Origin of the sequence: Paenibacillus nicotianae, from assembly GCF_042681745.1 — a bacterium.
Classification (GTDB): Bacteria; Bacillota; Bacilli; order Paenibacillales; family Paenibacillaceae; genus Saccharibacillus; species Saccharibacillus nicotianae.
Genome location: NZ_JBHUGF010000010.1, coordinates 255414 through 268290, shown reverse-complemented (window position 1 = coordinate 268290; position 12877 = coordinate 255414). Strand labels below are relative to the sequence as shown.

The following is a 12877-nucleotide window of genomic DNA, read 5'->3' as shown; positions in this document are numbered from 1 at the left end:
ACTATACTACTAATTTTTTTACGTATATATCGAATTATACAACAATTTATCGGAATATTAAGGAAAGGATTGAAGAAAAATCGAAAAAAGCCGCTTTATTATAAACGGCTTTTCAGTATTATGCATATAAATGGATAATTTGTTATTTAATTCTTATTTTCTTGTCTACGACGTCTTAGTTCTTCGGTAATTTTACGTCCGGTCGGTGTTTGAGCGAGTCCGCCCCGAGCCGTTTCACGATGTTCACTTGGCATTGAACGTCCGACTTGTAACATTACATCGACCACTTCATCTGATGGAATAGCACTACGTACTCCAGCTAGTCCCATATCTGCCGCTGCTAACGCATTTACTGCACCTAATCCATTACGAACAATACAAGGAATCTCTACTAAGCCTGCTACAGGATCGCAGATTAAGCCAAGTGTATTTTTTAGAGCAAGCCCTACTGCATGCATCGCTTGTTCCGGTGTACCACCTCGCATCTCGACAATCGCTCCGGCTGCCATACCTATCGCTGAACCGACTTCTGCCTGACATCCACCTTCCGCACCAGAGATTGACGAATTGTTAGCAATCACATAACCGATTGCTCCGGCTGCGAACAATCCTTGTACCATATGTGCATCATCCCAACCAAAACGTTCTTGTGAACTGACAAATACGCCTGGAATAATGCCGCATGAACCTGCTGTAGGTGTAGCAATAATCCGCCCCATCGAAGCATTTACTTCGGATACTGCGAGAGCATAAGCCATTGCACGAGTCGCATCGCTACCTGACGATGTATCTCCACTCAACATATAATCATGCACACGACGTGCATCTCCGCCAGTCAGTCCACTTCGTGATACAGTATCTTCTGTAATGCCGCGTTCGACTGCTTCTTTCATAACCTGATAATAGTCTGTCATTTGTTGAATAACTTCTTGCTCGCTTACTCCTGTTTCTTTCACTTGCTCTTCGATCATAAGTGCCGCGATTGTCAGTGAACGTTCTTCACATAACCGGACAATATCTTTCAATGTGCGAAATTGCATATCACACTCTCCTTTGAACTTCGTTTACTTCAAATCAATCACAGCCGCGCGTGTAACATAAGGCAATTGTAAAATCCGGTTCAGCACATGTTGATCCGGTACCGTATCAAGTTCTATCACTGTCATCGCTTCTCCGCTACGTGCTTTGCGATCAACATCCATAAATCCGATATTGAGTTCAGCATCGCTTAGCGTACGTGTAATATCAGCAAGTACCCCTTTACTATCGGTATGTTCTACTGCTAACATCGGATATTGACCGGAACCGCGCACATCGAATCCATTTAATTCATGAATCTCAATATTGCCTCCACCGATCGAAGCTCCTGCCACTTCTGCACGTTCTGTTCCATGTTGTACAATAATACGGACAAAGTTAGGATGCGGATAATTCCCTGTTCCTTTATCAAAAGAAATCGTAATTCCTTGACGGTCTGCTTCTTCTGCTGCATCCGGCAAGCGATCATCATCGGTATCATAATCAAGCAGACCGCCTACTAGAGCAAGGTCTGTTCCATGACCCCAGTACGTCTCAGCAAAAGAACCATACAAAATAATCTGTACATGCTCAGGACATTTACCCAAAAAGTGTCGGGCTGCTCTACCCAAACGAGCTGCTCCTGCTGTATGTGAACTAGACGGCCCTACCATCGCAGGCCCAATAATATTAAATACATTTTTAAACCGCATAACTTCTCTTCTCCCTTATCACTAAAATATGCGCGCACAAAAAAAGACAGTGAATAGCCTGCGCGTGGCCTATTCCTCTGTCCTCGTTACCTGAGAGTTTAGACCGAATACAACAGCTCGGTGGTACTCCTTGGGTGGCTCATATGCTCTCTCCAGAGTTGCATCCAATAGCGGTTCGGGTACCTGAGAGATTCATTAACCATCGCCAAATGATTAAGCTTGCTCCTTCGGTGGTGGATAACATACATCCACAGTCTCTCCCTCTATCTTCATGTGCAGTTATTTAGTTACGTGATTGATCTTGATTCCATTGACGTGAATACGTTCGATATCTTTAGCTTAATTCAGCATACCTGACACTGTCAATTGATAGATTTGAAAAAGAATCAACTTGACGGTAGACACAACAAAATCCTTTCCCGATCTACTCGAAAAAGGATTTTGCTGGATATTTATAGAGCATTTTATCTTATATACTTGTAGATACAACTATCCTCTTAATAGAGATTCAGCGCCATCTACAAATATTTCTGTACCTGTTACATGAGAAGCTTCACTAGATGCTAAAAATAGCACAAGATTTGCGACTTCTTCAATTTTACCTGGTTCACCTTTAAGCGGATGATCGCCTTCAGGGAATTCCATCGGAATCTCTACTTCTTTTAGATCATCACTTGGATACGTATTATCATCGATTTCAGTATCGATCGCTCCCGGACAGATCGCATTGACTCTAATTTTGTAACGAGCCAGTTCCAATGCCGCCATTTTCATAAAAGCCACTTGCGCCGCTTTGGTAGATGCATATGCAGAGAATCCTATATTAGAGAATACACGATTACCATTAATCGAACTTGTAATAATAATACTACCACCATTTTCTTTTAAATGAGGAATAGCATATTTTACAGTCGCAAATGTACCGCGTAAATTAATCTCCATCGTTTGATTCCAATCATCTATTTCCAACGTTTCAATCGGAGCCTTGCTACCATTGATACCAGCGTTAGCAAAAACGATATCCAATTGACCTGCTTCAGAGGCTACTTGCTTCATAGCACTTTCAATCATTTCTGGCTTAGAAATATCACATTCAATCACATATGCTTTACCGCCAGCTTGTTCAATTTCAGCTTTGGTTTTTTCTGCATTTTCAGGAGTACGATCTAACATATATACAACAGCACCTTCTGCTGCAAATCGTATCGCTGATGCTTTACCTATGCCTGATCCGCCACCTGTTACTGCTGCTATTTTACCGGTTAATTTTGTTTCTGCCATGTGGATAAGCCTCCATATTTCAGAATTTGTCTTTTGAAGATAAAGGTTTGGGATCGTTTGGGATCATACTATACCGTTATCTCGTTTCCTATTGTAAGTACCCTAGCAGACAGAGCAGTGAATCAGATGATTGCATATTATTCAGTTTGTTGAATCGAATCATTCTTTTTCGGTTTGGGCAACATTACAGAAAAGACAGAACCTTCATTGGGTCTGGAGACAAAACTCAATTCACCCTGATGATCTTTGACAATCCGCTCTGTAATATATAATCCAAGCCCTGTACCTCTAATTTTGTGTTCAGAAGCCGAACGTGAGCGGAAAAATTTCTGAAAAATACGACTTTGATCTTCCGGTGGAATCCCGATCCCTGTATCTTCTATAGATACAGCAATATGATCTTGTAATTCTTTGATCACAATATGAACCATCGAATCGGATGAAGAGTATTTGAGTGCATTGCTGATTAAATTTCGAAAGACTTGAATCAATCGTTGCTGATCGCCATTAATAAATACTTCATGTAATCCTGCGTGATGAAGGACGATACGGTCTCTTGATTCGGGATTCCATTGATCACAAATACCTTGTAACATTTCGTAAAGCGGAATATATGTCATATGATATTCGGCATAATCAGCTTCGATCCGCTGAATATCTAGAAAATCGTCTATCAAATGAGACAATCGTTGTCCTTCTTGATGAATCGTTTCTATAAATGCATGCCTTTTTTCTATCGACATGTCTTCATAGATCATTAACATTTCGATATAGCCCATCATTGCTGATAAAGGTGTACGTAATTCATGAGAAACAACGCTCATCAATTCATTTTGCATTTGCTTCATATGCTCTTCTTCAGTACGATCTCGAAAAACAAGAATCACACCATGCTCAATCTGTTGTACAGTATCTCTTACAGGTGTTACATAGAGCGACAGAATCTTTTCGTTTTTTAACAAAACGATCTCGCCTTGATTCCATGTATCTTCCCCTTGCAAAAATCGCTCTAACTTTTCGATCCACACAGACGTTCCAGTAGCCAGATAACGTTCGATATCATGCAACAATTGCTCTACCGGATAACCGGTATAATCTTTGATCGGAAATAGCGATAACATCGTTGGATTAATAAATGAAATAACCCCTTGTGAATCGCACATCACAATACCTTCTTGTACCGATTCCAATAAATTACCAGTAATACTTTTTTGCTTTTCGGCGGCGCCTTGTTCTTGTCGCAATCGATCGGTTAGCATTTCCAATTGACGCTCATGTTCATAACGCTCGGCTTGTACTCTTTCTTGTTGTGTCAAGTCATGTATAAAGAACGTCTGAAAAGAAGATTCTTCTGCTAGAATCTCACTGCGTGTTAATTCCACTTGAAAAGTAGTATCATCTGAATGAATCGCTGTGACCGGACAGTTTTTTTCTGCTGCTTGAAAATGATCCAGTATTAATAATTCTGATAACGGCTTGCCGATAACTTGCTCACGTGTATACCCAAACATTTTTTGAGCAGCAGGATTAAACTCTGTTATATTTTGAAGATGATCTGTAGAAATGATGCCATTGATCGCGTATTTAAGAATAGCGCTTTTCTGAGCTTCACTTTCAGCCAGATCAAATGTACGTTCAACGACACGAATTTCTAAATTCTCTTTGTCATGTTGAATTTGCAAAAATTGCTCTTCTAATACCAGAGATACTACTTTGAAATTATCGATCAATGCATGAAACTCTGCAATATTGCTATCAGGCCAATCGATCGGCTTATCTTTACTCAATTTATCGGGAATATTGTTAGATGCTTTGGCTAATTGTAATAACGGTTGGGTAATTTTACGGCTAATAGGCACTGCTAGTAAAATCGCAATTCCAATCACAATTAAAATAGTCATAATACTTTGAATATAAAATATATAAATACGTTCTAAATAAAACGCGGCTGTCAATTTTAAAATTAATCGATAATGATGATCTAGTGGAATATCCATAACAAAGTACGACTCCTGCCATCGCTCGATCAAGGTTAACCGATTTATAGGGAAATGATGAAAAATAGTAGCTCCATCTTTTGTAGTAGAAATGATCAACGATTCATCTATGTTAGATTCTATAAGTTGTTGTGTAGTTTCTCTATTTAGCGTACTATACATCGATTGACCTGACGGGCTGACGACGACTGAATCGATATAAAAGTTTTTTTTATACGTGTTCATTAACGGTTTGGTTTTCCGCATATCTGCCAAACTATGTTGTATATCTTGTTTATACACTTCAGAAGAACGTTCCATATACGAAGAATACAATCCTCGAATATCATAAAATTGTTTATGACTGCTAACTGCTAGTAATAATAACGCTGTAAAGATAACGAAGGCAATTAAATATTTAAAAATAATACGTCCCAATGAAATCGAATAGATCGGCTGATTGCCTATCGCTACCCGACTCATAATACTTTCTAACAAAATAGAAGCGATCAATAAATTAATAATGCTATTAAAACTTTGCTCCAAAAGAATCAATATGATCATTTGAATATTGATAGCTTCCATACGATACTGATAAATAAGGTAAATCAGAGGTAGACCTATACATAACCAAAAAATAACATCGGCTTTGAATAAAACGCCTCTGTTAAATCGTTTGAAATACAAATACAAAAATAAAATCTCCAAACCAAACAAGCCGGTCATAAAAAGATAAGACCCGCCAGATCCAAAAGGTATATTTATAGCGAGTAAAGCAGGCACAGCAAATCGTAATCCATATAACCGGAAAATAATCAGAAGTGCTGCGCTGCCAAGTGCAAAACGTAAATTTAAAGATAAATCCAATTTAAAATAATTGCCTGCTATGCCAAAGATCGTTAAGATGATTGTTCCTATCAAAGGAGATCGGAACCAAAGAAGTATTCTGTATTTCATGACTAACGGTCCTTTCTACCACGGACAGCAGGTTAACCCGAAAGACCTTCTGATAACAAATCATCTGGAGTCACTCCAGGATATTCGTATCTAATGATGTCAGTCTCCGATACAGCTTTGCCTATCTGTGACTCAATAAATTCCAGCTCACCTTCAGAAGCACCAATGCAATGTTTTATCCCTGGTTCTACAACGATGACATCTCCTGGAGAAATCATCGTGATGATTCCATCAAGGCAGATATATCCTATACCTGATATAATCGTCCATACTTCTTTGCGTAATTTATGCTCATGATAACTGATAAAGCGACCGGATGTAATGACTACGCGTTTTGTTACGGTCTCCAGTCCGCCTTCATCTTGACGATGAGAAATAATGGTTTGTTTGCCCCAGAAGCGTTCTTCAAATCGTGGAGCGATTTCTATCTGTCCGACCATCTCTTTAATTCCTGTTGCATCTTCGCGATTGGTGACTAAAATACCGTCAGGTCCTGCTACTACGATAACATTAGGAACATTCCATACACTTACCGGTATATCAAGTTCATTAATAATACGTGTATCTTGAGATAAGGGAGAAATATAACCTGAACCTGTCACATCAAAATCCATTTCACGAATCAATGAATCCCATGTTCCCAAATCTCTCCATTCTCCATGAAAAGGTAATACTGATATATGCTTTGTTTTTTCTACAACCGCTAGATCAAAACTTGTTTTGGGTAATGCTAAATAATGCTTTAACAATTCATTATAGTTAGAGTTCCAACCTTGATGTTCAATATGGTCTAGCAAAAATCCTAAGCGGAATGCGAATACACCACAATTCCACAATGCCCCTTTATGTATTAACGATTGGGCAGTGATCATATCTGGTTTTTCTAAAAAAGAACAAACACCAAAATATTCCTTATCCACCAGTTCAGACATCAATGGTACAATATATCCGTATTTGTCTGAAGGCTCCGTTGGAGATGCACCCATAAGAACCATGTCATCGCCAGACTTCTCCAATATCGATGGAAGCTTACGCAAATGCTCAAAAAATTCGTCACCGGCATAACCGTCTACTGGCATTACTCCTATCATTTCATCACGTGTAGCACCAGCATGATGATATAAATATGAAGCTGCTAAAGCGATTGCCGGAAACGTATCTCTTTGCGCAGGTTCTTCAATAATCGTTGCATCGATACCAATTTGACCGCGAATCAGATCAGCTTGATACCCGCTAGCCGAAAAATAAGCCTGTTCTGACAGACCCGCATCTTGCAACTGTCTCCAGATTCGCTGTAGCATACTTTCAGGCTGACCTTGATAACGAAGAACAGGAAGAAATTGTTTGGGACGATTAACGTTCGATAAAGGCCATAAACGTTTACCTGACCCACCGGACAACAATATCATGCGCATATATGAAACCCTCTTCCGAAAAATGTAGTAAGAACTTTAAAAAACTGTTCATTTTAGCTGTTTCTGCCGAAAATAAATATAGGGAGTCGAATGATACTATAGTCCTATTCCATTTTCTCATGTATATTTTAAGAAAGTTCTCTTTTCCGTATAAAATTTCATGCTAATTGATTCGCATTTTTTTAACATTTGGATTACTTTCATTGTTTTAAACCTGAGATTGCTATGTTTACTTGAAATTCTATTCTTGATCTTTCTATATATTTGCTTAAATATCGTTAGGTTAAGCATGTTATAGAATAGTAAAGGGAGATATTCAACAAGCCTATTATTTTTCATACAGGAGAGTGACAGCGATGTCTATCAAAGTTCTTCTTATTGAAGATGAGAAAAGTCTGGCAGATATGATTGCATTTTTTCTTCAAGAAGAAGGTTACCTTACCGAAATGATTCATGATTCCAAAGATGCTATTCAAAAACTGTTTCATTTCAAACCAGATATTATCGTAACCGATCTTATGCTTCCAGATATGGATGGAAGTGAATTAGTCAGTCAGATCCGCAAACAATCTACCGTACCTGTGTTGATGATATCTGCCAATACGATGCTAAATGAGCGGATCAAGGCACTCGATAACGGTGCTGATGACTTTTTGTGTAAACCATTTAGCCTCAAAGAGCTGGATGCTCGGATCAAAGCATTATTACGGCGCAGTGGTCCGACAATTATCACCGAACCCAAAGTCAATGTATCCAAAGACAAAAAAGGACGCATTTCTGTGAATGATTATCGTCATAGTTTGTTTGTAGAAGAACAAGAAGTTGAAGTGACTCATATCGAATTTGCTATTATGAAAGAACTGTATAATTATCCGGGCAAAGTGTTTACCCGCAATGAATTAATGGATCGTATTAAAGGAGGAGATCGCGCTTATCTGGATCGTACGATTGATGTACATATTTCCAGCTTGCGTAAAAAGATAGAACGCGATCCCAAAAATCCTCAGCATATTCGTACAGTCTGGGGTACAGGATACAAATATGTGATGTAACAGAAATACAGGATTAGATTGTTTTACATTCGCCTTCGCTTTTTCCAGCGTCGATAAGGAAGAATACAAGCGATACCAGCTAGGATCCCTATACCAAACAGTACCCAGCCTATACGGTAAGCAGAAGCTAGAATAATAATAACAGTGCCACTTCCACTACCTTCGGTTATAAAACCAGTGGTCACGCCGTTCACAGCCAGTCTTGCTCGCTGAGTCTCTCCATTCAGGCGCAATTCCCAAAGCGGATTCGGTGATTCAGTTTCACGAATCAGCACTTGATCGTGTTGCGGGTTGTTCAGTACAAAACTTCGTTCCATCGAGTTTTCACGATTAGCTTTGATGGTCGCTTTAAGTGAAGGAACAGTAAAAAATTGATTGATATTTTGACCTTCAAATAACATGAATTGATCGACCATGATCATCGCTTTATACGGAATAATAGAGTAATTTTTGATTTGAAAAGAACCTTTTACTTTCTGATCGGCGTGCGCTAGCATTTGGAACTGCATCATCGCAGTTCCGGCTGGCGCTTTTATAATTTGATCATAGTGATTCCACTTCGTTTTATCCTCTTCTTCCACTTCATTAATATAAGAAGTCTGTAGAATCTGAGAATCAGCGTTCAAAAATACTAATTTCATATGACGCTGTTTGACATGTTGTGAGATCGCATCAAGAGTAACGGAATATTCTTCTAATGGATTAGCTTTCATTTTTTGAGAAGCATAGATATTCCAATCACAAGAATAACTAGGTGCATATTCAATCGACATACCTTGAGCAGATACTACTTTTCGCGTATGACCAGGCTGGATATCTGTCATACATTCGGCTGAATTATTTTGAAGTAAACTTTCGCTCGTCTCTTCACTTGGCAGTACTTTTACTTCATTAGCTTTCATCAAATGAATATCTTGCTCAGTCGTTAAAGAAGGCACCTGACTATCCAATACTAATTTCAATTGATAAGTTCCTTTGGTTAGCAATAGATCATTGAATTGGATACGCCCGTAATTACGAAGTAACCCTGGAATACTTAATTTTTGCTTGGCAAATCCATCTTGATCAGGTAACGTCTCGATCACTGTATTTTTGATATTATTGCTCTCTGCCGATTGAGTATAGGCTTGATCACTTGATATTTGCCGGGAAATAACTTCGCCTGTTTGTTGATTGATCCATTTCATCGTTAAGTTCCCTTGATAACCGGAAGGAATATTGGCTAGAATCGATGCAGAATAGTTGGCTGTTTTGAGAATATCTACTTTTTTCTGCAATGTTCCTTGTTGATAACTGATTCCTCGTCCCATACTTAACAAAGGAAAAGCACGTTCGGTCTGGGTATTGCCTTGTCCTGAAAAATCATTTTCAGCTTCTAATGTAAAAAATAATTTAACTCGTTTGACTGCTTGTTCTACAGGGAACGATAACTTCTCTACTTGATCAGCAGGCACAATCGCCAGTAAGTTGATCGCATTAAATCCTTTTACATTATTAACGGTAATTGCCGAATCTCCTGCGGGAAAATGATGTTCTCCCAGATCGATCCATTCAAACTGATTACTTCCTTCATGTTGAGTAGAAATCTTCACCTGCTTATCAGGCAGTCCAAAGACCAGTTCTCCACCTTGCTTGTTCATAAATATTCTTGCATACACATGCGATGTCTGCTCTTGCTCTAACTTTTTATGCATCGTAAATGTATTTGGCTTACGATATTTCCCTAGATCCAGCAATTGAATATCATGAATCCACCAGTAATTTTTTTGTTCAGGACGCTGCTGTGTTAACAGATCTATCCGCATCCATTTACTGCCTGGCGGTGACACATATTCCCCGTAGAAATTAACACCATTGAAGTTGTTTTCTTCAGAAGGAGCTACTACATAACTCACTCCAAGTTCATCCATATGTTCATCGTAAAATCTCATTTTGACATGCATTTTATTGGTTCCCCGACCGGATGCAGTAATATTGAATTGATACGGATTATTTTCTTTAGCTTCGATCATGCCTGATTTGGCAACTTGCCAGATATTGTTGGCATCACCTTTGATAATTTCTCCATGTAATGTAGGTACATCATTCAATCCTTCCAGAGGATTCGCTTGTACACTGAACATTTGCGGATTATCCGGTGTAAAAAACTTTTCAGTTCGTAATAATGAATCAAAATCGACCACCGTTTTTCCTTCAAGCTTGCTCATCTGATAAGGCTGTACATCTAATTTTTCACTGGCAAAAGTAACCGCTATACCTGCATCCATTTCCATATCAAATGAAAAGTTTTTAATATTTTGCGAAGAAAGATACCAGAGCCAATCATTGGTAGAAGCAAATGTTTTGGACCACTTTAAAAAAGCATTGCCATCTTCGATTGCATCAAATGGGCGTAAATAATCTTCTTCTGGCAATTGCGATAGAAATAGATCATTATACGAAGAAGCTTCCACATAATCGCCTTTGCGAACAGTTTGAATCGTATTAAGCTTAGGATTCAATGTGCTGAACAATACACCGAATTGATTAAAATTAAACCCTGGTTGATGGCTATAACTTTCCAATCGGCTATATCCGTAAGGAGTAACGACTTTGGCAGGCAAAATATTCATATAATCAGGAGCCTGATCCAATTGAAAGATAGAAAAGATCGAATTTTGATACGTTCGCTTCAATCCCGCCTGATCTTCTAACATCGATAATTGAAATTGTTGTCGCTTCTCCTGTCCTTCATATTCGTTATGATAAACAAGCTGATTGATACCAAATGTAGAAAACAATGAACCCATTTTGGAACTCAAACCATTGTCCAACATATACTCCAAAAAGTTCATATAATACGTAATACTCGGATCATTACCTTCATGGTGAAAAATTGTATTTTTGGGCGAAGAATACACTTGAAAATCACCAGTTGCTTTCTGCATCGATGTCTCGCCTTTATTCCAGTAAGGTGTAGCTACACCGTTAAAACTCTGAATCATATTATCTGCTATCGGGAAATATAACGCTTTGCTATCATAACGATCAGGGTCGGTTAACTTGTTCGCCATTTCAGTATATTCTTGAGGCACTGTCACAGGCTTATAATATCCTGCTACAAATTGTGTACGTAAAGGTGTTACATAAATAATCAAACATACAATCACTGCTACAAAAGCAGCATGTTTGATTATTCGCTGTACTTTTGAACTTCCAAACCATTCTAGTAGCTGTATCGTTCCAAACGTTAACAGCACTCCAAAATTCAACGCAATTAGACCGATAAATTTATTGGGATCACGAAATACAGAACCGATTACAGGTGTCTTGGTCACCAAAATTACAAAAAATCCAGCGATCGAAGGAAAAGTAGTTCCGGTAGCAGCAATCAAAAAGAACAACGTCAATAAAGTAAAAATCAAAATAATCGGATTTTTATGTGAACGGGTGATCATCGCATATCCGATAAGCAGTAATAATAATCCACCACCGAGATAAAATACGATCGGTAGGCTGGAAAGTGGAAACATAGGCCACCAGTAACTTAACAAGTAAGCAACATTTTTGAGTGTACTGTTACGACTAAATAACGATAATGTATCTACTACATTGATATTATGTTGTGACGCCTGTGCATCCATTAGAATACTTCCCATATACAGTGACAACCAGTAAAAGCTTAACAAGCCAAAAAAACAGCCAAAAATAAGCCATTTACGTGCAAAATTAAAGTATAAAGGTTTTAAAAATACCCACCCATTCTGTCTATACGTCCATGTTAATTTAATTAATAAAAGAACTGTAAAAAATGCTAAATAGATCATGCCAAAAAAGAAATAGTGAATCGCTGCTGCGCTAATAGTAAATACCGCTGCCAGCATAAAAAGGTCGATCCAATTCCGCTGATATAATTTATGTAGATGATAATGATGAATCTGTTGCTTCTGAAACTTCGGATCAAAGCTACTAAAGAAAAATCGTAATACTAAAGGAAACAGACTATACCCGCACAATAAGTAAATATGTTGAATACGAAAAACAACCCAGGGATTCAGCGCATAAAATAACGCACCAATCACAATCGCAAAAATACGTGTTTTGGTAAAACTAGGCGAATAATACACACTAACTAGCCGCTTAGCAAAAGCATACATCGAAAAAGCAGAGATAAATAATAAACCGGTAATAAACGATTTGAGCAATACCGGCCCACTTTCCCCGAAAGCTAACGATAATAAATAGAAAGGCAAAATATACAAAATACGTGGTGCATTAAATAAAGTAGATGTTGACCAACGTTCATTCCATACCCCTGCAATTTCTTCCAGATAGCGGTGAGAAGTCGCTCCAAACGCAATATCGCTAAAAACAATTTGCCCGGGACTATAAATAGGGAGTAAAAATAACAGGATGGCTGCCAGCATAATCATGACAGCTACGAGATCATAACGATACATTTCGATCCACTTTTTCATACGACAGCC

7 protein-coding genes and 1 riboswitch are annotated in these 12877 nt (G+C 38.4%); of the genes, 1 reads left to right on the top strand and 6 read right to left on the bottom strand.

The genetic code is table 11. The annotated features are described in order from the left end of the window. Positions 1 to 146: 146 nt before the first annotated feature. The 5 genes from sdaAA to ACFSGI_RS05460 form a co-directional block, all read right to left on the bottom strand. Complete coding sequence (gene sdaAA, locus ACFSGI_RS05480; RefSeq protein ID WP_204823177.1) at positions 147 to 1040, bottom strand: L-serine ammonia-lyase, iron-sulfur-dependent, subunit alpha; 894 nt, start codon at positions 1038 to 1040, stop codon at positions 147 to 149. Between the two features lie 24 nt (positions 1041 to 1064). Further along, positions 1065 to 1730: an L-serine ammonia-lyase, iron-sulfur-dependent subunit beta gene (gene sdaAB / locus ACFSGI_RS05475; RefSeq protein ID WP_204823176.1), complete on the bottom strand. Its 666-nt coding sequence runs from the start codon at positions 1728 to 1730 to the stop codon at positions 1065 to 1067. A 161-nt stretch (positions 1731 to 1891) separates the two neighbouring features. Beyond that, positions 1892 to 2003, bottom strand: a riboswitch (glycine riboswitch). 216 nt (positions 2004 to 2219) lie between these two features. Continuing rightward, positions 2220 to 3011: an SDR family oxidoreductase gene (locus ACFSGI_RS05470; RefSeq protein WP_204823175.1), complete on the bottom strand. Its 792-nt coding sequence runs from the start codon at positions 3009 to 3011 to the stop codon at positions 2220 to 2222. Positions 3012 to 3148: 137 nt separating this feature from the next. After that, positions 3149 to 5944 (bottom strand): PAS domain-containing sensor histidine kinase, encoded by a 2796-nt coding sequence (locus tag ACFSGI_RS05465; protein ID WP_204823174.1) that lies wholly within the window; start codon positions 5942 to 5944, stop codon positions 3149 to 3151. A gap of 32 nt (positions 5945 to 5976) precedes the next feature. Next, positions 5977 to 7359 (bottom strand): sugar phosphate nucleotidyltransferase, encoded by a 1383-nt coding sequence (locus ACFSGI_RS05460; RefSeq protein WP_204823173.1) that lies wholly within the window; start codon positions 7357 to 7359, stop codon positions 5977 to 5979. 356 nt (positions 7360 to 7715) lie between these two features. Here ACFSGI_RS05460 and ACFSGI_RS05455 point away from each other — a divergent pair, with 356 nt between their 5' ends. Then, positions 7716 to 8411, top strand: a complete 696-nt coding sequence (locus ACFSGI_RS05455; RefSeq protein WP_204823172.1) for a response regulator transcription factor — start codon at positions 7716 to 7718, stop codon at positions 8409 to 8411. Between the two features lie 23 nt (positions 8412 to 8434). Here the strand turns inward: ACFSGI_RS05455 and ACFSGI_RS05450 are convergent, their stop codons facing one another. Continuing rightward, positions 8435 to 12868: a UbiA prenyltransferase family protein gene (locus ACFSGI_RS05450; protein ID WP_204823171.1), complete on the bottom strand. Its 4434-nt coding sequence runs from the start codon at positions 12866 to 12868 to the stop codon at positions 8435 to 8437. Positions 12869 to 12877: the final 9 nt, after the last annotated feature.